Source organism: Vagococcus intermedius (assembly GCF_029144185.1).
GTDB classification, from domain to species: Bacteria; Bacillota; Bacilli; order Lactobacillales; family Vagococcaceae; genus Vagococcus_D; species Vagococcus_D intermedius.
Genome location: NZ_CP110232.1, coordinates 43,492 through 65,526, shown reverse-complemented (window position 1 = coordinate 65,526; position 22,035 = coordinate 43,492). Strand labels below are relative to the sequence as shown.

Sequence of the window (22,035 nt, the reverse complement as noted above, 5' to 3'; positions counted from 1 at the left end):
GTGTTTTTTTATTACAAAAATTTAACTATAAACTGTCTTTTAAACGCGATAAAACATTATTCAAGACTTATCCACATATCAACTTTCTTTTATGCTTAGATCTCTTTTTAAGACCCTTAGTACTTTATCCACAGCCTTCTAAATATTGATTAGAATTTGTTATCCACAAAAATTACTGCCTATTTAAAAGTTACCCCTTGTTAATAACTTTTAAACGCTAATTTGACAATTGTACACAGTTATCCAAATCAAAGATAGGTACTATAATATCAGGCTAACAAATTTTTATTCTCTAAACTTGTCCACAATCTATAGAGGATCCCGCAGAGCGATAAAAAAACACCTCATCTTCACTGATAGGTGCTTCATACATCACTGGACTATCTTTAACTTACAAGTCTTTTTAATTAAAAATTTTTGGCCCTTTGCGCATATTTTTACGATCATTTTTAGGAGCATCCATTTTCTTTACGCGCCCACCTGATTGTTTATTTTTGATAACTTCTAACATTTTTTCTTTAGCTTTCATTTTTTCTCCACCTTTGAGATATAACCATAAATCATACCTATTTTTTTAATAAAAAAGACGTTCCACAAACAAAGTTGTGAAACGTCCGAATCGTTGATATAAAAATATTAACGTTTTGAGAATTGTGAAGCTTTACGAGCTTTCTTAAGACCTGGTTTTTTACGTTCAACCATACGTGAGTCACGAGTAAGTAACCCTTGAGTTTTAAGAGCGCTACGGAAATCTGGATCTACTTCTAACAACGCACGAGCGATACCGTGACGAGTTGCTCCAGATTGACCAGAGTATCCTCCACCATTAACGTTTACGAAAACATCATACATGCCTTCAGTTGCAGTTGCAGCGAAAGGTTGGTTGATTACTTTACGTAAGTCAGCGTGTGGGATATATTCTTCGATTGTTTTGTTGTTCATAACGATTTTACCTGTACCTGGCATTAAACGAACGCGAGCTACAGAGTTTTTACGACGGCCTGTGCCGATATATTGTACTTTAGCCAATGAAATTCCCTCCTTAAATTAAGTTAGTGATATCTAATACTTCAGGTTGTTGTGCTTGATGAGAATGCTCTTCGCCACCATACACATGTAATTTAGATAATTGTTTACGACCTAAAGTATTTTTAGGAAGCATTCCTTTTACAGAAGTTTCGATTAAGCGACGTGAATTTTTATCACGTAATTCGCCAGCTGAAACTGATTTTAAACCACCTGGGTACATACTGTGACGGTAGTACATTTTGTCACTTGCTTTGTTACCTGTTAATTTAATTTTGTCTGCATTGATTACGATTACGAAATCACCAGTATCCACATGAGGTGTGAATGTTGGTTTATTTTTACCACGTAGGATAGATGCTACTACTGCTGAAAGACGACCCATAGGTACGTCTGTAGCGTCTACTACATACCATTTACGTTCTACTTCGCCAGTTTTGGCCATATATGTTGTACGCACGTTTGTTTTCCTCCAATTTAATAAGTCTGTGATGTTTGACACAATAAGTTTCCGGGGCTCATCGTGGGGCAAACAATACCACTTACCATGATAGCCTTAAATAGATTTAATGTCAACAAAATCATGTTATAAATTCTGATGTTTTTTATTTTTTACTATCCTCATAATAAACTTCCATCAAATATAGACCTTCCGGATGAGCTGTAGGTCCTGCTAAATTTCGATTATGACTTGCAAGGATCGTATCAATTTCTGAAACTGGCAAGCGATTATTACCTACTTTAAGCATTGTCCCTACTAAAATCCTCACCATTTTGTATAAAAACCCATTGCCTCTAAAGGTAAATCTTAATTGGTCTTGTCCAATTTCTTCCACTTTTGCCTCATAAATAGTTCTAACTTTATTTTCAATACTTGTACCCGTTGCACAAAAAGCCGAAAAATCATGAGTTCCTACGACTTTATCAAGTGCTTCTTGCATCTTTTTAATATCTAAATCATAGGGATAAAAAGCGGCATAAAAACGTGTAAAAGGACTCTTCGGTTTCCCATAATCGACTAAATAATGGTAAGTTTTCCCCTGAGCATTGAACCTTGCATGAAAGGCTTCATCTACTATCTCAACTGACTTTACAGCGATATCATCAGCAGATTGTGTATCCAAAGCATGACGAAATTTTTCTTCATCTCGAAAATGATCCAAATCAAAATGAATAACCTGTCCCTTAGCATGGACACCTGAATCCGTTCTTCCTGATCCATGAACTATGATTCTTTTTCCATTGTTTAATTTGCTTAAGGTTCTTTCGATTTCACCTTGAACGGTCTTACCATTATCTTGTGATTGAAATCCACAATAATTAGTCCCATCATAGGCAATAATAGCTTTATATCTTGGCATAATAATTCTCTCCTTATAAAAAAGCAGCCTCTAAATTAGAGAACTGCTTACTTTGATTTTATTAATAACGTAACAGTACTAAAATCACGGTCACAATAGCAAAAGTTAGAATAACTAGGCTATCATTTTTTTCCCATTTCAATTGACGATATTTGGTACGACCTTCGCCACCTTGATAGCCTCTTGCTTCCATAGCAATGGCTAAATCTTCCGCACGATTGAAGCTACTGACAAACAATGGGATTAATAATGGAACAATTGCTTTCATTTTTTGAGCCAAGTTTCCTTCACCAAAGTCAACTCCTCTGGCACGTTGCGCATTCATAATCTTTTCTGTTTCATCCATTAAGGTTGGCACAAATCGCAAAGCAATTGACAACATTAATGACACCTCATGAGCTGGAAACTTCACGACTTTCAACGGCCGTAATAGATACTCAATCGCATCAGATAAAGCCAGTGGTGGCGTTGTCAGGGTTAATAAGGTTGACATAAAAATGATTAAAACAAAACGACTGAAAATAAACGCCCCATTCATCAAACCAAATTCAGTTAGAGAAATAATCCCAAATTCAAAATAAGTCGTCCCTCCTTTAGTAAAAAGGACTTGTAAAATAACTGTAAATAAAATCAACCAAATCAAAGGTTTAACACCACGAATGAAGAATCTCACGCTAACGTTTGATAACAAAATTGCTCCTAAAGTAAAAATAAACATAAATAAATAGGATTGCCAATTATTGCATAAAAAGATAATCCCTATAAAATAAAAACTAGCAATTAATTTCGCACGTGGGTCTAATTTATGAATGATCGAATCGCCAGGAATATAGCGACCAAATATTAATTTTTCTAACATTCTTCGTCACCTGCCTGTGTACTCGAGTCAGCTGTTTCAATTTTTTTTTGAAGCACCTCTGCTAATGCTTTTGTAGTTAGTGGTAATTCAGTAAAATCAAATCCTTTGGCTTGTAATTTTTGCGCAAATTCAGCCGCAGTTGGAATCCCTAATTGTTTATTCTTTAACCATTGAACATCATTAAAGACTTGATTAGGAACTCCTTGCTTAACAACTGTTCCTTTTTCAAGAACTACTACATAGTCAGCATAATTAGCCACATCATCCATTAGATGGGTAACTAGCACAATTGTTAAGCCAATTTCTTTGTGTAATTTATGAAACATTTCAAGCATTTCTAAGCGTCCTTGAGGATCCAATCCCGCCGTTGGCTCATCCAAGACTAAAACTGAAGGCTCCATAGCCAAAACACCCGCAATCGCGACACGACGCATCTGACCTCCAGATAAATCAAAAGGAGAACGCTCCATATAAGAATCATCTAAGCCAACTAATCTTAACGTTTTACTCACTAAGAGTAAAGCCTCTTCCTCACTTACCCCAAAATTCTTAGGTCCAAAAGCAATATCACGGGCAACAGTTTCTTCAAAAAGTTGTGCCTCAGGAAATTGAAAAACAATACCAACTTGCTTACGAATATCTTTTAAATTTTTATTACTCGTTGTAGAAACAATTTCACGGTCACCAATTCTAACTGTACCTTTAGTTGGTTTGACTAAAGCATTAAGATGTTGCAATAGCGTAGACTTACCACTGCCTGTATGACCAACAATTGCTGTATAAGAGCCTTCTTGAATGTCCAAATCAATATCAAATAACGCACGATGCTCGAATGGTGTATTAGGTTGATAAGTAAAGCCTACTTTCTCAAACTTGATGTCCATAACCACTCCACCATCCCTTCTTCTGACATATACTCTGCTGGTAGATTAATCCCTAACTTAGTTAACTCTATTTTTAATTTTTCTGGAAATGGTAAATCTAAGCCCATTTCTACTAATTGTTCGCCTGCAGAAAAAATTTCCTCAGGAGTCCCTTCTTGGACCAGTTGGCCTGCTTTCATTACCAACACTCGATTGGCATTTGCTGCTTCATCAATATCATGAGTAATAGAAATAACCGTCAATTCTTTTTCTTTTTTTAACTTTTGAATCGTTGAAATAACTTCCATACGTCCCTCAGGGTCAAGCATACTGGTTGCTTCATCTAAAATAATAACATCAGGGCTTAAGGCAACTACCCCCGCAATAGCCACGCGTTGTTTTTGTCCGCCTGATAAACGGGCTGGTTCTTTCGTTTTAAAATCTGACATTCTAACTTTTTCTAAAGCCTCAGAAACTCTCACTAGCATTTCAGAACGAGGAACGCCTTGATTCTCTAAACCAAATGCAACATCATCTTCTACTGTGGAACCAACGAATTGATTATCTGGATTTTGAAATACCATTCCGATTTTTTCACGTATCTTCCAAACATTCTCTTCATTTAAACTTAAACCATCTACTGTAATCTCACCTTCACTTGGCATGATTAGTCCATTGATTGTCTTGGCAAGTGTAGATTTTCCTGAACCATTATGACCAATAATGGCAATCCACTCGCCTTTGTTAATCGTAAACGAAACATCATTTAAAGCAAGGATTGTTTGATCTTCTTGATAGTTAAAACTAACATGTTCTAATTGTATAATTGGATTCATTACTTTCCCTCACTAGTCTAATCTATGTATCACTATATTTTAGCATTATTCCTATCCAAATAGCAGATAATATTAAAAAAAAGAGCTAACCTTAACCAGCTAGCTCTTTTTTATATTTTCATAGCTAACATCATCTTTAACACGTATAAGACTACCAAAAAACCAACAATTATTCAATATAATTGACTGAATAAAGTGATTCTTTGTTTACGTATCTGATTCTCTCAACTTTATTTCTTTTTAAATAAAGTGCTTTTGTCTATTTACGACAAGTGGTCATAGATACAAAAAAACACTTTATGATGAGTGCATACTCCCTAGTCAAAAACTAGGGAGATGCCACGAGCTAGACTCGGGGATAAATCCCCAACATCATAACACTCTAAGTGAATCATCTATAAAGTGATGGTATAGCTATTGAATTTAAACAAGTTCGATAATAACCATTTTAGCTGCGTCACCGCGACGTGGTTCTGTTTTTAAAATACGAGTATAACCACCATTACGTTCTGCATAGCGAGGTGCGATATCACTGAATAATTTTTGTAATGCAGTTTCAACCACGATAGCTTCATTTTCTTCACGTACTTCAGCAACTTCATTTCTTACGAAAGTAGCAGCTTGACGGCGAGCATGAAGATCCCCACGTTTTCCTAAAGTAATCATTTTTTCAGTTGTAGAACGTACTTCTTTAGCACGGGCTTCAGTAGTAACAATTCTTTCGTTAATGATTAAATCAGTCGTTAAATCACGCAACATAGCTTTACGTTGGCTGCTAGTGCGTCCTAATTTACGATAGCTCACGTTAGTTTCCCTCCTTATAAGAAAGTATTAATCGTCTTGACGTAGTCCTAAACCTAAATCATGAAGCTTGTTTTTAACTTCTTCAAGTGATTTACGTCCTAAGTTACGTACTTTGATCATTTCCGGTTCAGATTTATCAGTTAATTCTTGTACGGTATTAATACCGGCACGTTTCAAACAGTTGTATGAACGTACTGACAAGTCTAACTCTTCGATAGTCATTTCCAACATTTTTTCTTTCTGAGTTTCTTCTTTTTCAACCATGATTTCAGCATTTTTAGCCTCATCAGTTAGGTTTACAAAAATATCTAAATGCTCAGTTAGAATTTTAGCAGCTAAACTAATAGCTTCTTGTGGCATAATTGAACCATCTGTCCAAACGTCTAATGTCAATTTGTCGAAGTCATCACGACGTCCAACACGAGTGTTTTCTACTTGGTAGTTAACACGACGAATTGGTGTGTAAATAGAATCGACTGGCAATACACCAATTGGCATATCTTCTTTTTTATTTTCGTCTGCTTGAACATATCCACGTCCTGGTTTAACTGTTAAACGAGCACGGAAAGTAGCTCCTTCAGCAACACTACAAATGTGTAAATCTTTATTCAAGATTTCTACATCACTATCAGTGATAATGTCGCCTGCTGTTACATTAGCTGGACCAGTAATATCAATTTCAAGGGATTTTTCTTCTTCAGTATACAGCTTTAAAGCCAACCCTTTAATATTCAAGATGATTTGAGTCACGTCTTCACGTACACCAGTAACGGTTGAGAATTCGTGTAACACACCTTCAATTTGTAGAGTCGTAATCGCTGCTCCTGGTAGAGAAGATAATAATATACGACGCAGAGAATTACCTAAAGTAGTCCCGTAACCTCTTTCTAGAGGCTCGATGACGAACTTGCCATAATCTCTATCTTCATCAATTTTTGTGATTCTTGGTTTTTCAAATTCAATCATTCTTATCTATACCCCTTTCAAAACGAAAGTGTCTTGTTCAATGACGTTCTTAAGTTCACACTCAAAATGAAAGACGCTCATTAAACACGACGGCGTTTTGGAGGGCGGCATCCATTATGAGGAACTGGAGTGACGTCACGAATTGCTGTCACTTCTAATCCTGTTGCTTGTAATGAACGAATTGCTGCTTCACGTCCTGAACCTGGTCCTTTAACTGTTACATCAACAGTTTTTAAACCATGTTCCATTGCAACTTTAGTTGCTGCTTCTGCTGCCATTTGAGCTGCAAAAGGAGTTGATTTTTTACTGCCTCTGAAACCTAAAGCTCCAGCTGATGACCAAGAAATAGCATTCCCATGTACATCAGTAATCATAACGATTGTATTGTTGAATGTTGAATGGATATGTGCAATCCCAGATTCAATATTCTTTTTCACACGGCGTTTTCTGCTAACCTTTTTTGCTACCATGAAGTTCTAACCTCCTTCACTTTATTTATTATTTTTTCTTACCAGCGATAGAACGAGCTGGGCCTTTACGAGTTCGTGCATTATTTTTCGTGTTTTGTCCACGAGTTGGTAATCCACGACGATGACGGATTCCGCGGTATGAACCGATTTCCATCAAACGTTTGATATTTAAGTTTGTTTCGCGACGTAAGTCACCTTCAACTTTTAATGTATCCACTTCTGCACGGATTTTATCTAATTGATCATTCGTTAATTCACGAACACGAATATCTTCAGATACTCCGGCAGTCGCTAAGACTTTTTGAGCAGTTGTTTTTCCAATACCATAGATGTATGTTAATGAAATAACAATGCGTTTGTCACGAGGGATATCTACTCCTGCAATACGAGCCATTATGTGTTACACCTCCTATTATCCTTGACGTTGTTTATGTTTTGGATTTTCGCAAATAACCATAACGCGTCCCTTACGACGAATTACTTTACATTTTTCGCAAATTGGTTTTACTGATGGTCTTACTTTCATGATTATACCTCCTTGAATTTTACGGAGTACAATTATTTAAAGCGATAAGTAATGCGACCGCGTGATAAATCATACGGTGATAATTCTACAGTCACTTTATCTCCTGGAAGGATACGAATATAATGCATTCTGATTTTACCAGAAACATGCGCTAAAATTTCATGTCCGTTCTCAAGTTCTACTTTAAACATTGCATTCGGCAAAGTTTCGACGACTGTACCTTCAATTTCAATCACATCTTCTTTCGCCACACATAGTACCTCCTTATACTTGTTTCGCATTTTCACACGATAAAAAAATCGGTGGACGTTTGTTTCCACCTAAAACACCTCAACTCAAATATTATAGCACAAGAATGAGCTATTTAAAAGATGACAGAGACATTTTATTACACAACCATAAGATTGCTAAGGCAAAAACAAATTCACAAGAATAATGGTTACTCACTTAGCTTAAGAAATTAGATCGTATCAATAATGGCTTTAACGTCATCAAAGACAAGACTAATATCGCGATTTCCATCGATTGTGTTTAAAAGATTACCGTTTTTGTAGAAGTCTAGAATTGGTGCACTACCTGTTATATTAACAGCTAGACGATTTTTAACCGTTTCAGGTTTATCATCTTCACGTTGATAGAAATCATGACCTCCACAACGATCACACGTTCCTTCGACTTTAGGTTTATTATTAACTTTGTGATACGTAGCACCACAATCGCGACAAATAAAACGACCAGCAAGACGTTCAATTAAAACATCTTCCTCTACATGAATATTAATTACGGCATCAATTTGTTTGCCTAAACTTTTTAGAATTTCTTCCAAAGCATGTGTTTGTTCAATAGTACGAGGAAACCCATCTAATAAGAAACCAGCTTTTGTATCTGGCTCTGATAAACGATCCTTCACAATACCATTTGTTACTTCGTCTGGAACTAACGCGCCCTTATCTATATAAGATTTAGCTTCCAATCCCAAAGCAGTTTCATTTTTCATAGCATCACGGAACATATCTCCAGTAGAAATATGTGGAATTCCGTAAGTATCAATAATACGTTCTGCCTGAGTGCCTTTACCAGCACCTGGTAGCCCCATTATAATGAGATTCATACGTTTTCCTCCTATAAGTTCGAGTTAGTGCTGAGGATAATCCTCAACACACACCTCTTACTTGACGATAAAACCTGTATATTTACGTTTCATCAACAATCCTTCTAATTGTTTCGCAGTTTCTAACGCTACTCCTATGGCAATTAAAAGACTTGTTCCACCCAAACCAATCGAAGCTGGTAAGTTCCAAACATTTTGTGCCACAATCGGAATGATTGCAACAAGTGCAAGGAATATTGAGCCAACTGTACTTAATCTTAGTAAAAGTGAAGATAAATAATCTTCAGTTCCTTTACCCGGACGCACACTTGGAATATAGCTGCCTTGCTTTTGCAAGTTTTCGGCAACTTTCTCAGGATTCACTTGAACAAATGCATAGAAGAAAGTGAATGAGATAATCAGTAAGGTATACAGTATTCCACCTGGTAAGGTAGAATAATTAAACATTTCAGATAAAACTTTAAACCAAGTTTCATCCCCTTTTGTGCTTGCAAATAATTGCATGATGGCACTTGGTGTTGAAATCAGGGAACTTGCAAAGATTACTGGGATAACCCCAGCTGCATTTACTTTTAAAGGTAAATAGCTACTTTGTGGTGCTCCTGCAACACGCTTTGTGTACTGAATAGGAATTTTTCTTTCAGCTTGTTGAACATAAGTGACAAATGTTACGATAATTAGAATAGCAAGCACAAGTCCCGCAACAAATAATGCAGATTGACCTAATTTATCAGGAGAAATATTTACGAAGTAATCCTCGTAAAGATTCAGAATTCCTCTTGGTAATTGGGCTATAATCCCAGCAAAAATCATCATTGAAACTCCGTTACCAATTCCTTTTTCCGTAATTTGTTCACCCATCCAAGTTACAAGCATCGTCCCTGCAGTTAAAATGATTCCAATCGTTAAATAGGTTGTTACATCTGGCTTATCAACAAAATCATAGGTACTAGCAAATTGATTAAACCCTGCTGTTATGGCAATAGATTGAACAAAGCCCAATACTAATGTTAAATAACGCGTAGCTTGACTTAATTTACGACGTCCCGTCTCACCTTGTTTTGACCATTCAACAAATCTAGGTACAATATCCATCTGTAACAATTGAATAACGATAGAAGCGGTTATATATGGCGAAACTCCCATTGCGAACAATGAGAAGTTTTTCATAGCACTACCACTAACTGTATTCATCATATTAAATAATGGATTATCACTTAGCTGAACTAATGCTCGCGCATCAACACCAGGGACAGTGATATGAGAACCAATTCTAAAAGATAATAAAATGAACAAAGTAAAAAATATTTTTTGACGAATCTCTTTTACTTTAAAACCATCTTTCAATAGTTTAAACATTAGATCACCTCGATTGAACCGCCAGCAGCTTCGATAGCAGCTTTAGCTGAATCAGAGAATTTAGCAGCTTTCACTGTTAATTTCTTAGTTAATTCACCTTTAGCTAATACTTTAATTCCTGCTTTTTCATCTTTGATGATACCAGATTCAACAAGCATAGCTGGTGTTACCTCTGTTCCATCTTCAAATCTGTTAAGAGTTTCTAAGTTGATAACAGCGTACTCTTTACGGTTGATGTTAGTAAATCCACGTTTTGGTAAACGTTGGAATAATGGTGTTTGACCACCCTCAAATCCTAAACGTACTCCACCACCTGAACGAGCTTTTTGTCCTTTTTGACCACGGCCAGCTGTTTTACCATTACCAGATGAAGTTCCGCGACCTACACGATTACGTACATGTCTTGAACCTTCTGAAGGTTTTAACTCATGAAGTTTCATATTCTTGGCACCTCCTCTTTTAGTAATTCAAAAAATTGTTTTATACTTCTTCTACGTCCACTAAATGTGAAACAGTGTTGATCATACCTTTAATGGCAACATTATCAGGTTTTACAACAGAGCTGTTGATTTTTTTCAAACCAAGAGCTTTAACTGTATCTTTTTGGTTTTGAGGACGTCCGATAACGCTTCTTTTTAGAGTAACTTTTAAATCAGCCATTACTATGTCCTCCTTATCCTAAAATTTCTTCCACACTTTTACCACGTAATTCAGCTACTTCTTCAGCACGTTTTAAACGAGCTAAACCTTCTACAGTAGCGCGAATCACATTGATAGGTGTGTTAGAACCTAATGATTTGCTTGTAACATCAGCTACACCAGCTAATTCCAATACGGCACGAACGGGGCCACCAGCGGCAACTCCAGCACCGGCAACAGCAGGTTTCATCATGATGCGTCCACCACTGTATACTCCGATAACTTCGTGAGGGATTGTAGAACCAACCATTGGTACTTCGATTAAGTTTTTCTTAGCATCTTCAATTGCTTTACGGATTGCTTCAGGTACTTCTTGAGCTTTACCTGTACCAAATCCAACGTGACCATTTCTGTCACCAACCACGACTAAAGCAGCAAAACGTAGACGACGTCCACCTTTAACAACTTTTGTAACACGGTTAATCGCAACAACGCGGTCTTCTAATTCCAAACCTTTTGGATCAATATAAACCATGAATGGTGTTCCTCCTTCTACTAAAATTCTAGTCCGTTTTCACGTGCTGCTTCAGCTAGTGCTGCAACACGGCCATGGTAAAGGTAACCACCACGGTCAAAAACTACTTCTTTGATACCTTTTTCAGTTGCTTTTTTGGCGATTGATGCACCAACAGCTGAAGCAGATTCAGTTTTGTTTCCACCTGTAACTTCTAAGGTAGAGGCACTTGCTAGCGTCACACCCGCTACGTCATCAATTAATTGTGCGTAGATGTTTTTGTTAGAACGGAAAACGTTCAAGCGTGGGCACTCAGCAGTACCAGAGATTTTCGCACGTACGCGACCATGTCTCTTTTGGCGTACTTTATTCTTATCTGGTTTTGAAATCACAATTGTCACCTCTTTTATATTTTTATGCAAAACAACTAAAATATAAGCGGTCGAAGAACAATACTCGGTCGAAAACCTTTCTTGTCCATCTTATACACTTATTATTTACCAGTTTTACCTTCTTTACGTCGTACAAATTCGCCTTCATAACGAATTCCTTTACCTTTATAAGGTTCTGGAGGACGTACTCCACGGATGTTAGCCGCTAATTCGCCAACGTGTTCTTTGTTAGCACCCTTAACGATAACTTTTGTGTTTGCAGGAACTTCAATTGTTACGCCTTCTGGAGCAACAAACTCAACTGGATGAGAGTATCCAACGTTAAGTACAAGTTTTGATCCTTGTAATTGGGCACGGTAACCAACCCCGATAAGTTCTAATGCTTTTTCAAAGCCTTCACTTACACCAACAACCATGTTGTTGAAGTTGGCACGCATTGTTCCATGCATCGCACGATTTTCTTTATTGTCATTCGGACGTGTGAAAGTTACTTCATTACCTTCAATATTCATTGTAATATTTTTAGCGAAAGTACGAGTTAATTCACCTTTAGGTCCTTTAACTGTTACGTCATCTCCGTTTTGTGTTACTGTAACACCTGCAGGAATGATGACTACTTTATTACCAATACGGCTCATTCAAGACACCTCCTTCTAGTTTGTTTCGATTACCACACGTATGCGATAACTTCTCCACCAATGTTACGTTCTCTAGCTTCTTTATCAGTGATAACACCTTCAGAAGTTGAAATGATAGCAATACCTAAGCCGTTTAAAACTTTAGGTACATCATCAGATTTCACATAAGCACGTAAACCTGGTTTAGAAATACGTTTTAAGTTCGTGATTACACGTTCTTCATTTTTTCCGTATTTTAAGAATACGCGAATGATGCCTTGTTTATCATCTTCAATTTTTTCAACGTCGCGGATGAATCCTTCACGTTTCAAGATTTCAGCGATATCAAATTTAATTTTTGATGCAGGTACTTCTAACATATCATGTTTAACCATGTTCGCATTACGAATGCGAGTTAAAAAGTCTGCGATTGGATCTGTCATGACCATTGAACTATTTACCTCCTTTATGCGGGTTTTTTGTTACCAGCTAGCTTTCTTCACGCCGGGAATTTGTCCTTTATAGGCAAGTTCGCGGAAGCAAATACGGCAAAGTTTAAATTTACGATAAACTGAATGTGGACGGCCACAACGTTCACAACGCGTATATTCTTGTGTTGAGAATTTTGCAGGACGTTTGTTTTTAGCAATCATTGATTTTTTAGCCAAGTAGTTCGCCTCCTTTAATTATTTTTGGAATGGCATTCCAAGTTGTGTTAATAATTCACGTGATTCTTCATCTGTGTTAGCAGTTGTAACAACAACGATGTCCATACCACGTACTTTATCTACTAAATCGTAATCTACTTCTGGGAAAATTAATTGTTCTTTAACTCCCAATGTGAAGTTACCACGACCGTCAAATGATTTATTACTTACACCGTGGAAGTCACGTACACGAGGTAGAGAAACTGTTACTAGTTTGTCTAAGAATTCATACATTCTTTCGCCACGTAAAGTTACTTTACAGCCGATTGGCATACCTTCACGTAGACGGAAACCAGCGATAGATTTTCTAGCTTTTGTAATAACTGGTTTTTGACCAGAAATTAATGTTAACTCCTCAACAGCTTTGTCTAAGTTTTTTACGTTATTTACTGCATCACCGACACCCATGTTGATAACAATCTTTTCAACTTTAGGTGTTTGCATTACAGATGTATAATTGAATTTCTCCATTAATGATGGAGTGATTTCTTTAACATATTTTGCTTTTAGGCGGTTCATTCTATAGGTCCCTCCTTCCGTTCTTTACTACTTATCTAATACTTCACCTGTGCGTTTAGAAACACGTACTTTTTTACCATCGATATCTTTGAATCCAACACGAGTTGGTTCGCCGTTTGATGGGTCAATTACCATCACGTTTGACACGTGAATTGATGCTTCTGTTTCAACGATTCCTCCTTGAGGAGCCGCAGCGCTAGGTTTTTGATGTTTTTTGATCATGTTAACACCTTCAACGATGACACGATCTTGTTTAGGAAACGCAGTTAATACTACGCCTTCTTTATTTTTGTCTTTACCAGTGATAACTTTTACTTTATCGCCTTTTTTAACAAACATAATTCTTTCGCACCTCCTTTGGACAAGAATTGATTATAATACTTCTGGTGCTAGTGAAATAATTTTCATGAAATTGCTATCACGTAATTCACGAGCGACTGGTCCGAAAATACGTGTTCCACGAGGACTCTTGTCGTCACGGATGATTACACATGCATTTTCATCGAATTTAATGTAAGAACCGTCTGTACGACGAGCTCCTGTTTTACTTCTAACGATAACAGCTTTAACGATTTCACCTTTTTTAACAACACCACCTGGCGTTGCTTGTTTAACCGTAGCCACAATAATATCACCAATGTTGGCTGTCTTACGTCCTGATCCGCCTAACACTTTAATTGTTAGAACCTCACGAGCACCTGAGTTATCAGCTACTCTCAAACGACTTTCTGTTTGGATCACTATAGTATCCTCCTTTCAGATTTTAGCTTCAATCTATATAGGAAAATCTCGCTTAGATAATAACTGCTTCTTCAACGACCTCTAATAAACGGAAACGTTTTGTAGCGGATAATGGACGAGTTTCCATAATTTTCACGATGTCTCCTGTTTTGGCAACATTGTTCTCATCATGTGCTTTGTATTTTTTAGAATATTTAACACGTTTACCGTATTTTTTATGAGCGTTACGAGTTTCTACAACAACAACGATAGTTTTATCCATTTTGTCTGAAACAACGCGTCCTTGGTAAACTTTACGTTGATTTCTCTCTTGATCTTGAGTCATTCGTCTAATGGCCTCCTTCCAATGTTACTTTTCTTGTTCACGCAACACTGTTTTAATGCGTGCAATCGATTTACGCACTTCTTGAATACGCGCAGTGTTTTCTAGCTGACCTGTAGCAAGTTGGAATCTTAAGTTGAATAATTCTTCTTTAAATTCCTTTTCTTTGACAAGCATTTCGGCAGTGGTTAACTCTTTGATATCTTTAACCTTCATTCGATTCACCACCCATTTCCTCACGTTTTACAATCTTAGTTTTAACAGGTAATTTGTGAGAAGCAAGTCTTAATGCTTCACGAGCAACTTCTTCTGGTACGCCAGCAATTTCAAACATGATTTTACCACGTTTAACTGGTGCAACCCATCCTTCAGGAGCTCCTTTACCTTTACCCATACGAACGCCAATTGCTTTTGATGTATAAGATTTATGAGGGAAAATTTTAATCCATACTTTCCCGCCACGTTTCATATAACGAGTCATAGCGATACGTGCTGCCTCAATTTGGCGGTTAGTAATCCAGCTTGAATCAACAGCTTGTAAGCCGTATTCTCCAAATGCTACCTCTTTACCACCTTTAGCTTCTCCACGCATTTTACCTCTAAACTCACGACGGTATTTCACACGTTTAGGTACTAACATGATTATTTCCCTCCTTTCTCAGTGTTTTTTAGTGTTGGAAGAACTTCTCCGCGATAAATCCACACTTTAACTCCTAGTTTTCCGTATGTAGTATCTGCTTCTTCCCATGCATAGTCAATATCTGCACGTAATGTATGCAATGGCACTGTACCTTCAGAATAACCTTCAGCACGAGCGATGTCTGCACCATTTAAACGACCTGAAACTTGAGTTTTAATCCCTTTAGCTCCTGATCTCATTGTACGAGTAATTGCTTGCTTTTGAGCACGACGGAATGCAACACGGTTTTCTAACTGACGTGCAATTCCTTCCGCTACTAATTTGGCATCTAAATCTGGTTTTTTGATTTCCACAATGTTGATATGGATTTCATTAGCTTTTCTACCAGTTAATTTAACTAATTCTTTTCTAATGTTCTCAACTTCAGATCCACCTTTACCAATAACCATTCCTGGTTTAGCTGTGTGAAGTGAAACGTTCACGCGTTTTGCAGCACGTTCGATTTCCACTTTTGAAACAGCGGCATCGGCAAGTCTTGATGAGACAAACTTACGAATTTTTAAATCTTCGTGTAAGTATTCAGCATACTCTTTTTCAGCATACCATTTAGCGTCCCAGTCACGGATAACGCCGACACGAAGTCCTGTAGGATTAATTTTTTGGCCCACTGGTTGTCCCTCCTTTTTACTTCTCTGTCACTACTACTGTAAGATGACTTGTTCTTTTGTTGATTGGTGATGCTGAACCTTTCGCACGAGGACGGAAACGTTTCATAGTTGGTCCTTCGTTAACAAATGCTTCAGATACTACCAATTTTTCAACGTCTAAATCATAGTTGTTTTCTGCATTGGCAACAGCTGACATCAATACTTTTTCAATAACTCCCGCCGCTTTATTAGGCGTGAATTTTAAGATTGAGATAGCTTCTGCTACGCTTTTCCCTCTGATTAAATCGATTACGATACGAGACTTACGAGGTGAAGTACGAACTGTTTTCGCAGTTGCTCTTGCTGAAATGATTTGTTCTGACATTTGCAATTCCTCCCCTCAATAATTAGCGTTTTGTTTTTTTATCGTCGGCAACGTGACCACGATATGTTCTTGTTGGTGCAAATTCACCTAATTTGTGTCCTACCATGTCTTCTTGAATATAGACTGGAACATGTTTACGTCCATCGTAGACAGCAATTGTATACCCTACAAAGTTAGGGAAAATTGTTGAACGACGTGACCATGTTTTGATAACACTTTTCTTTTCAGAATCTTTTTGAGCTTCAACCTTTTTCATTAAATGCTCATCAATAAAAGGTCCCTTCTTCAAACTACGGCCCATGGTGAACCTCCTCTCAAATTGTATGGCTTAAGCAGCCATGAGTGTTTTATTATTTTGTTTTACGACGTCTAACAATAAGTTTGTCAGATGCAGCTTTTTTATTACGAGTTTTGTAACCAAGTGTTGGTTTACCCCAAGGTGTAACTGGGCTTGGACGTCCGATTGGTGCTTTACCTTCACCACCACCGTGTGGGTGATCGTTAGGGTTCATTACGCTACCACGTACAGTTGGACGTTTACGCATCCAACGGCTACGGCCGGCTTTACCAATATTGATCAACTCATGTTGTTCGTTACCAACTGAACCGATTGTAGCACGGCAAGTTGCTAAGATCATACGTACTTCACCTGAATTTAAGCGAACTAAAACGTATTTTCCTTCTTTACCTAAAACTTGCGCTTTAGTACCAGCAGAACGGATTAATTGTCCGCCTTTACCTGGTTTCATTTCGATGTTGTGTACAACAGTACCTACTGGGATGTTGGCAAGTGGTAACGCGTTACCTACTTTAATATCAACATTATCACCAGATACTACTTGCATTCCAACTTCTAATCCTTTTGGTGCTAAGATGTATGTTTTCACACCATCTGTGTAATGTAATAAAGCAATGTTTGCTGATCTGTTTGGATCGTACTCGATCGTTTTAACAAGACCTACAACGTTGTCTTTGTTACGTTTGAAGTCAATCACACGGTATTGACGTTTGTGTCCGCCACCTTGATGACGTACAGTAATACGACCCATGTTATTACGTCCAGCGTTGTTTTTCATTGGTTGTAATAAAGTTTTTTCAGGTGTTGACGTTGTGATTTCAGCGAAATCAGAACTTGTCATATTACGACGTCCGTTAGTGGTCGGTTTATACTTTTTAATTCCCACGTCTCTGTTCCCTCCTAATTAAAAATTAGAGTCTAGCGCTGACTATTCAGCATCAAACAATTGAATTTCTTTTGAATCTTCTGTTAATGTAACGATCGCTTTACGACGTTTTTTCGTATATCCTGCATATTTACCCATGCGTTTGAATTTCGGTTTAACGTTCATGATGTTCACGTTTTTAACTTTTACACCATCGAAAGCTGCTTCCACAGCTTGTTTAACTAAAGTTTTGTTAGCACGAGTATCCACGTCAAATGTGAATTTTTTCTCGTCCATAGCTAACATTGAAGCTTCAGTAATAACAGGGCGTTTAATTACGTCTAGTAATTCCATTATGCAAGCACCTCCTCGACTTGAGTAAGAGCAGCTTGAGTAATTAACATTTTATCGTTAGCTACTACATCCAACACACTTACGTTGTCTGCTTCTACTACAGAAACATTTGGTAAGTTGCGAGCTGATAACGCTGCAAAGTCATTTCCTTTTTCTAAAACTACTAATACTTTAGTAGATACTTCTAAGTTAGCTAAAACTTCTTTAAATCCTTTAGTTTTTGGTGCATCAAATCCTAATGCATCTACAACAACTAATTTATTTTCTGCAACTTTTTCTGATAAAACAGATTTGATTGCTAAACGACGAACTTTTTTAGGAAGTTTGTAGCTGTATGAACGTGGTGTTGGTCCGAAGACAACTCCACCGCCACGCCATTGTGGAGAACGAATTGAACCTTGACGCGCGCGTCCAGTTCCTTTTTGTCTCCATGGTTTACGTCCACCACCGCGAACAGCGCTACGGTTTTTAACCGCATGTGTTCCTTGTCTTAATGAAGCACGTTGCATGATAATTGCATCGTAAACAACATTTTCGTTTGGTTCGATACCGAAAATAGCGTCGTTTAAAGTAACTTCACCATTTTTAGTACCATCTTGTTTGAATAATGCTACAGTTGGCATTCCTTAGTCCTCCTCTCTTTAACGATTATTTCCCAGCTTTCGCTGATTTGATTTGTACTAATGATTTTTTAGAACCTGGTACGTTACCTTTAACTAAGATAACATTTTTTTCAGCATCTACACGTACAACTTCTAGATTTTGAATAGTGACACGATCGCCACCCATTTGACCAGCTAATTTTTTGTTTTTAAATACTCTATTCGGATCTACTGGACCCATTGACCCAGGACGACGGTGGTAACGAGAACCGTGACTCATTGGTCCGCGAGATTGACCATGACGTTTGATAACGCCTTGGTAACCTTTACCTTTAGTTGTTCCTGTAACGTTAATGATGTCTCCTGCTTCGAAGATATCTACCTTAATTTCTTTACCTACTTCGTAATCTCCTAGCTCAACATCTTTAAACTCTTTAATGAAGCGCTTAGGAGCCGTGTTTGCTTTTGCAACATGACCTTTCGCAGGTTTGTTCGCTAATACTTCACGCTTGTCTTGGTAACCTAATTGAATTGCTTCGTAACCATCTGTATCCATTGTTTTAACTTGTAAAACAACGTTTGGAGTGGCTTCGATTACTGTAACTGGGATTAATTCGCCATTTTCAGTGAAAATTTGCGTCATTCCTACTTTTTTTCCTAAGATTCCTTTAGTCATGAGTGCACCTCCATCCTTTTAATTGTTATAACTTAATTTCGATATTTACACCACTTGGTAAGTCAAGCTTCATTAAAGCGTCAACTGTTTTTGGTGTTGGATTCACAATGTCAATTAGACGTTTGTGAGTTCGCATTTCGAATTGTTCACGAGAATCTTTGTATTTATGAGTCGCACGGATAACAGTGTAAACAGAACGATCTGTTGGTAATGGAATCGGACCTGATACGTCAGCTCCAGTTCTATTTGCTGTTTCCACAATTTTCTCCGCTGATTGATCTAAAATACGGTGTTCATACGCTTTTAAACGGATACGAATTTTTTGTTTTGCCATCTTGTTCCCTCCTTCGCCTATTTTGAAAAGTAGACATAGCTCCACGAAAATACCGACACAGCCTCCCATGGCAATGCGTCCGGGTGTGTCGCAACCTCTCGCTTCTCAGCCGCAGGGTTTCTACTAACATCCCCACTCGCGCTTGCTATTATATAACTAGCACCTTAAACAGTATACAAAAGATAAAGCTTTATTGCAAGCTTTTTTCATGAAATAAATTATTTCATTTGTGTGTCATTCCGCAACTATTTACTGAGAAAACTCAGTGTTCTGATTATATAACGAAACACTATAAGAAAGCAACTTTGAAGTGCGCTAAATAAAAATAAAAAAAGACCTACGGCCTTTTTTATTCATTTCAAACATAATAACCTACATCGGGTTATCTAGCATTCCCGTTGTCTCATTATCAGTCTCTTGGATATTGTTACTTTCAGCTGTCGTGTCTAAGTTATCACCAGTTGGCGACCCGTTAGGCTCAACTTGTTCAGTTGGCATCTCAACCGAAGAGTCGTTATTAGTTAAGTCTTCTTGTTCTTTTTTTGCTGTTTCTTCTGCTTCTTGTTCTTTCTTCGCTACGTCTTCAGCTTCCTTTGCTTCTTGCTCTTCTTGTTGTTCTTTTCTCAAGCTTTCTTCTGCTTCTCGCTCTTCTTGTTCTTTTCTCGCGATTTCTTCTGCTTCTCGCTCTTCTTGTTCTTTTTGTCCATCATTATCTGAATCATCTACTAATTCACTTTTTACTCTATTGTCTAGAATATCTTGAACAGTAATAGCAAAATAATCTTGAAAATCTTTATCCTTTAGTTTTTTTTCTAATTTTTCTACTGATTTTTTATCAATATCGCTCTTAACATTAGCTTCTAAAAAATTACCTCCTAATAGAATAGGAGAATCAAACATATCATTTAACTCTTTTTGAATCTCCCATTTATCACCGATACGCTCAAATGCTTGCTGATCTTCTTTTGAATAATCTTTTAACTTTTCTTTAATTTCATTTATTTTATCATCTGTTAAACTTTCCGCTAAAAAGACATGTTCGGGTTCTGCATAATATTCCTCTAAGTCTAAATTAGCTTTCGGCTCAGAATTGTCTTTTTCTATTTCTTCTTTAACTGTTTTTTTCTTCTTATCAATAACCTCAACAGGTTTTTTAGTAACAATTTTACTTGTTTGAGCTTGAGAATACCACATTCCTATACTGATAGCTCCTACTGCAAATAAAAATGATACCCCTACAATTAAGTACTTATTTAAGTTTCTCATTAATTTTCCTCCTATATAACTTCTACTTTCCCTTTATTTATTTTACCCTATCCCATACTTTAACTCAATTTAAGAAAAAAAAAAAAAAAGCTAAGAGTTTCCTCTTAGCTTTTTTAAGTCTAATTATTTGATGATTTCAGATACAACACCTGAACCAACTGTACGTCCACCTTCACGGATTGAGAAACGAGTTCCTTCTTCAATCGCGATTGGGTGAATTAAGTCAACGTTGATAGCAACGTTATCACCAGGCATAACCATTTCAGTACCTTCTGGTAACTCGATAACACCAGTTACGTCAGTAGTACGGAAATAGAATTGCGGACGGTAGTTACCGAAGAAAGGAGTATGACGTCCACCCTCTTCTTTTGATAACACGTATACTTCAGCGCTAAATTTTGTATGTGGAGTGATTGTTCCTGGAGCAGCTAATACTTGACCACGTTGGATGTCTTCACGTGCAACACCACGTAATAACGCACCAATGTTATCGCCAGCTTCAGCGTAATCTAATAATTTACGGAACATTTCAACACCTGTTACAGTGATTTTAGCAGTTTCTTCAGCGATACCTACTAATTCAACTTCGTCTCCGACTTTGATAGTACCACGTTCAACACGACCAGTTGCAACAGTACCACGACCAGTAATTGAGAATACATCCTCAACTGGCATCATGAATGGTTTGTCATGGTCACGTTCTGGAGTTGGGATGTAAGCATCAACTTCAGCCATTAATTCCATAATTTTATCTTCATACATTTCTTCGCCTTCTAAAGCTTTAAGAGCTGAACCAGCAACGATTGGAGTATCATCGCCTGGGAAATCGTATTCGCTTAATAAGTCACGAACTTCCATTTCTACTAATTCTAATAACTCTTCATCATCAACCATATCCATTTTGTTTAAGAATACAACGATGTATGGAACACCAACGTTACGTGATAATAAGATATGTTCACGTGTTTGTGGCATTGGACCATCAGCAGCAGAAACTACTAAGATAGCTCCGTCCATTTGTGCAGCACCAGTGATCATGTTTTTAACGTAATCCGCGTGACCTGGGCAATCTACGTGAGCGTAGTGACGGTTTTCTGTTTCATATTCGATATGTGAAGTTGAGATTGTGATACCACGTTCTTTTTCTTCTGGAGCGTTATCGATATCAGCGTAGTTTTGAGCTTCACCGAATCCTTTTTTAGATAATACTGTAGCGATCGCAGCTGATAAAGTAGTTTTACCATGATCGACGTGTCCGATTGTACCAACGTTAACGTGTGGTTTAGAACGGTCAAATTTTTCTTTAGCCATTTTAAATGTTCCTCCTAATATATGT

38 protein-coding genes are annotated in these 22,035 nt (G+C 37.4%); all 38 read right to left on the bottom strand.

From position 1 onward, the window contains the following. Positions 1–403: 403 nt before the first annotated feature. The gene (locus tag OL234_RS00390; RefSeq protein WP_275469205.1) at positions 404–529 is read right to left on the bottom strand and encodes a hypothetical protein; all 126 of its coding nucleotides are present in this window, start codon (positions 527–529) and stop codon (positions 404–406) included. Positions 530–636: 107 nt separating this feature from the next. Then, entirely contained in the window at positions 637–1,029 is a 393-nt protein-coding gene (gene rpsI / locus OL234_RS00385; RefSeq protein WP_275469204.1) for a 30S ribosomal protein S9, read from the bottom strand. Between the two features lie 13 nt (positions 1,030–1,042). Continuing rightward, positions 1,043–1,471: a 50S ribosomal protein L13 gene (gene rplM, locus OL234_RS00380; protein ID WP_302471698.1), complete on the bottom strand. Its 429-nt coding sequence runs from the start codon at positions 1,469–1,471 to the stop codon at positions 1,043–1,045. 160 nt (positions 1,472–1,631) lie between these two features. After that, positions 1,632–2,387 (bottom strand): tRNA pseudouridine(38-40) synthase TruA, encoded by a 756-nt coding sequence (truA, locus tag OL234_RS00375; RefSeq protein WP_275469202.1) that lies wholly within the window; start codon positions 2,385–2,387, stop codon positions 1,632–1,634. 61 nt (positions 2,388–2,448) lie between these two features. Then, entirely contained in the window at positions 2,449–3,246 is a 798-nt protein-coding gene (locus OL234_RS00370; RefSeq protein ID WP_275469201.1) for an energy-coupling factor transporter transmembrane component T family protein, read from the bottom strand. Continuing rightward, positions 3,240–4,130 carry an energy-coupling factor ABC transporter ATP-binding protein gene (locus tag OL234_RS00365; RefSeq protein WP_275469200.1) on the bottom strand — a complete coding sequence of 297 codons (891 nt, stop codon included), beginning with the start codon at positions 4,128–4,130 and terminating at the stop codon, positions 3,240–3,242. Before OL234_RS00365 ends, OL234_RS00370 begins: the two co-directional genes overlap by 7 nt. After that, the gene (locus OL234_RS00360; protein ID WP_275469199.1) at positions 4,106–4,945 is read right to left on the bottom strand and encodes an energy-coupling factor ABC transporter ATP-binding protein; all 840 of its coding nucleotides are present in this window, start codon (positions 4,943–4,945) and stop codon (positions 4,106–4,108) included. The genes OL234_RS00365 and OL234_RS00360 overlap by 25 nt, the downstream gene beginning before the upstream one ends. A 423-nt stretch (positions 4,946–5,368) precedes the next feature. Next, positions 5,369–5,749 (bottom strand): 50S ribosomal protein L17, encoded by a 381-nt coding sequence (rplQ, locus tag OL234_RS00355; protein ID WP_275469198.1) that lies wholly within the window; start codon positions 5,747–5,749, stop codon positions 5,369–5,371. 27 nt (positions 5,750–5,776) lie between these two features. Continuing rightward, positions 5,777–6,715: a DNA-directed RNA polymerase subunit alpha gene (locus OL234_RS00350; protein WP_275469197.1), complete on the bottom strand. Its 939-nt coding sequence runs from the start codon at positions 6,713–6,715 to the stop codon at positions 5,777–5,779. 80 nt (positions 6,716–6,795) lie between these two features. Then, positions 6,796–7,185, bottom strand: a complete 390-nt coding sequence (gene rpsK / locus OL234_RS00345; protein WP_126831819.1) for a 30S ribosomal protein S11 — start codon at positions 7,183–7,185, stop codon at positions 6,796–6,798. A gap of 28 nt (positions 7,186–7,213) precedes the next feature. Beyond that, positions 7,214–7,579, bottom strand: coding sequence for a 30S ribosomal protein S13 (rpsM, locus tag OL234_RS00340; protein WP_275469196.1), 366 nt, complete (start codon positions 7,577–7,579; stop codon positions 7,214–7,216). A gap of 18 nt (positions 7,580–7,597) precedes the next feature. After that, a complete protein-coding gene (rpmJ, locus tag OL234_RS00335) occupies positions 7,598–7,711 on the bottom strand; it encodes a 50S ribosomal protein L36 (protein ID WP_009488082.1) in 114 nt (37 codons plus the stop codon). A 32-nt stretch (positions 7,712–7,743) separates the two neighbouring features. Next, complete coding sequence (gene infA, locus OL234_RS00330; protein WP_275470159.1) at positions 7,744–7,962, bottom strand: translation initiation factor IF-1; 219 nt, start codon at positions 7,960–7,962, stop codon at positions 7,744–7,746. Between the two features lie 209 nt (positions 7,963–8,171). Then, the gene (locus tag OL234_RS00325) at positions 8,172–8,822 is read right to left on the bottom strand and encodes an adenylate kinase (protein ID WP_275469195.1); all 651 of its coding nucleotides are present in this window, start codon (positions 8,820–8,822) and stop codon (positions 8,172–8,174) included. Between the two features lie 57 nt (positions 8,823–8,879). Continuing rightward, entirely contained in the window at positions 8,880–10,181 is a 1,302-nt protein-coding gene (gene secY, locus OL234_RS00320) for a preprotein translocase subunit SecY (protein WP_275469194.1), read from the bottom strand. Then, on the bottom strand, positions 10,181–10,621 hold the full coding sequence (gene rplO / locus OL234_RS00315) for a 50S ribosomal protein L15 (protein ID WP_275469193.1): 441 nt from the start codon (positions 10,619–10,621) through the stop codon (positions 10,181–10,183). Before rplO ends, secY begins: the two co-directional genes overlap by 1 nt. 40 nt (positions 10,622–10,661) lie before the next feature. After that, positions 10,662–10,841, bottom strand: coding sequence for a 50S ribosomal protein L30 (rpmD, locus tag OL234_RS00310; protein ID WP_275469192.1), 180 nt, complete (start codon positions 10,839–10,841; stop codon positions 10,662–10,664). A 13-nt stretch (positions 10,842–10,854) separates the two neighbouring features. Next, positions 10,855–11,355, bottom strand: coding sequence for a 30S ribosomal protein S5 (rpsE, locus tag OL234_RS00305; protein WP_275469191.1), 501 nt, complete (start codon positions 11,353–11,355; stop codon positions 10,855–10,857). 20 nt (positions 11,356–11,375) lie between these two features. Beyond that, positions 11,376–11,726 carry a 50S ribosomal protein L18 gene (gene rplR, locus OL234_RS00300; protein WP_275469190.1) on the bottom strand — a complete coding sequence of 117 codons (351 nt, stop codon included), beginning with the start codon at positions 11,724–11,726 and terminating at the stop codon, positions 11,376–11,378. Positions 11,727–11,827: 101 nt separating this feature from the next. Then, on the bottom strand, positions 11,828–12,364 hold the full coding sequence (gene rplF / locus OL234_RS00295; RefSeq protein ID WP_275469189.1) for a 50S ribosomal protein L6: 537 nt from the start codon (positions 12,362–12,364) through the stop codon (positions 11,828–11,830). Positions 12,365–12,393: 29 nt separating this feature from the next. Further along, positions 12,394–12,792, bottom strand: a complete 399-nt coding sequence (rpsH, locus tag OL234_RS00290; protein ID WP_275469188.1) for a 30S ribosomal protein S8 — start codon at positions 12,790–12,792, stop codon at positions 12,394–12,396. Between the two features lie 33 nt (positions 12,793–12,825). Then, complete coding sequence (locus OL234_RS00285; protein WP_016184192.1) at positions 12,826–13,011, bottom strand: type Z 30S ribosomal protein S14; 186 nt, start codon at positions 13,009–13,011, stop codon at positions 12,826–12,828. A gap of 18 nt (positions 13,012–13,029) precedes the next feature. Continuing rightward, a complete protein-coding gene (gene rplE, locus OL234_RS00280) occupies positions 13,030–13,569 on the bottom strand; it encodes a 50S ribosomal protein L5 (RefSeq protein WP_275469187.1) in 540 nt (179 codons plus the stop codon). A gap of 27 nt (positions 13,570–13,596) precedes the next feature. Further along, positions 13,597–13,908, bottom strand: coding sequence for a 50S ribosomal protein L24 (gene rplX / locus OL234_RS00275; protein ID WP_275469186.1), 312 nt, complete (start codon positions 13,906–13,908; stop codon positions 13,597–13,599). Between the two features lie 33 nt (positions 13,909–13,941). Next, a complete protein-coding gene (gene rplN / locus OL234_RS00270) occupies positions 13,942–14,310 on the bottom strand; it encodes a 50S ribosomal protein L14 (protein WP_275469185.1) in 369 nt (122 codons plus the stop codon). Between the two features lie 52 nt (positions 14,311–14,362). Then, positions 14,363–14,635, bottom strand: coding sequence for a 30S ribosomal protein S17 (rpsQ, locus tag OL234_RS00265; RefSeq protein WP_126831832.1), 273 nt, complete (start codon positions 14,633–14,635; stop codon positions 14,363–14,365). A 24-nt stretch (positions 14,636–14,659) separates the two neighbouring features. Then, positions 14,660–14,848, bottom strand: coding sequence for a 50S ribosomal protein L29 (gene rpmC / locus OL234_RS00260; RefSeq protein ID WP_275469184.1), 189 nt, complete (start codon positions 14,846–14,848; stop codon positions 14,660–14,662). Further along, complete coding sequence (rplP, locus tag OL234_RS00255; RefSeq protein ID WP_275469183.1) at positions 14,838–15,272, bottom strand: 50S ribosomal protein L16; 435 nt, start codon at positions 15,270–15,272, stop codon at positions 14,838–14,840. The genes rpmC and rplP overlap by 11 nt, the downstream gene beginning before the upstream one ends. A gap of 2 nt (positions 15,273–15,274) precedes the next feature. Next, the gene (gene rpsC, locus OL234_RS00250) at positions 15,275–15,940 is read right to left on the bottom strand and encodes a 30S ribosomal protein S3 (RefSeq protein ID WP_275469182.1); all 666 of its coding nucleotides are present in this window, start codon (positions 15,938–15,940) and stop codon (positions 15,275–15,277) included. A gap of 16 nt (positions 15,941–15,956) precedes the next feature. Further along, positions 15,957–16,304: a 50S ribosomal protein L22 gene (gene rplV / locus OL234_RS00245; RefSeq protein ID WP_275469181.1), complete on the bottom strand. Its 348-nt coding sequence runs from the start codon at positions 16,302–16,304 to the stop codon at positions 15,957–15,959. 22 nt (positions 16,305–16,326) lie between these two features. Beyond that, positions 16,327–16,605, bottom strand: a complete 279-nt coding sequence (rpsS, locus tag OL234_RS00240; RefSeq protein ID WP_166006959.1) for a 30S ribosomal protein S19 — start codon at positions 16,603–16,605, stop codon at positions 16,327–16,329. Positions 16,606–16,654: 49 nt separating this feature from the next. Continuing rightward, positions 16,655–17,488 carry a 50S ribosomal protein L2 gene (rplB, locus tag OL234_RS00235; RefSeq protein ID WP_275469180.1) on the bottom strand — a complete coding sequence of 278 codons (834 nt, stop codon included), beginning with the start codon at positions 17,486–17,488 and terminating at the stop codon, positions 16,655–16,657. 42 nt (positions 17,489–17,530) lie between these two features. Next, a complete protein-coding gene (locus tag OL234_RS00230; RefSeq protein ID WP_275469179.1) occupies positions 17,531–17,821 on the bottom strand; it encodes a 50S ribosomal protein L23 in 291 nt (96 codons plus the stop codon). Further along, positions 17,821–18,444 carry a 50S ribosomal protein L4 gene (gene rplD / locus OL234_RS00225; protein WP_275469178.1) on the bottom strand — a complete coding sequence of 208 codons (624 nt, stop codon included), beginning with the start codon at positions 18,442–18,444 and terminating at the stop codon, positions 17,821–17,823. Before rplD ends, OL234_RS00230 begins: the two co-directional genes overlap by 1 nt. A 25-nt stretch (positions 18,445–18,469) precedes the next feature. Continuing rightward, the gene (rplC, locus tag OL234_RS00220; RefSeq protein WP_275469177.1) at positions 18,470–19,099 is read right to left on the bottom strand and encodes a 50S ribosomal protein L3; all 630 of its coding nucleotides are present in this window, start codon (positions 19,097–19,099) and stop codon (positions 18,470–18,472) included. A 25-nt stretch (positions 19,100–19,124) separates the two neighbouring features. Further along, complete coding sequence (gene rpsJ, locus OL234_RS00215; RefSeq protein ID WP_275469176.1) at positions 19,125–19,433, bottom strand: 30S ribosomal protein S10; 309 nt, start codon at positions 19,431–19,433, stop codon at positions 19,125–19,127. A gap of 372 nt (positions 19,434–19,805) precedes the next feature. Next, positions 19,806–20,699 carry a cell division site-positioning protein MapZ family protein gene (locus tag OL234_RS00210; RefSeq protein WP_275469175.1) on the bottom strand — a complete coding sequence of 298 codons (894 nt, stop codon included), beginning with the start codon at positions 20,697–20,699 and terminating at the stop codon, positions 19,806–19,808. A gap of 123 nt (positions 20,700–20,822) precedes the next feature. Next, entirely contained in the window at positions 20,823–22,010 is a 1,188-nt protein-coding gene (gene tuf, locus OL234_RS00205) for an elongation factor Tu (RefSeq protein WP_275469174.1), read from the bottom strand. Positions 22,011–22,035 lie beyond the last annotated feature (25 nt).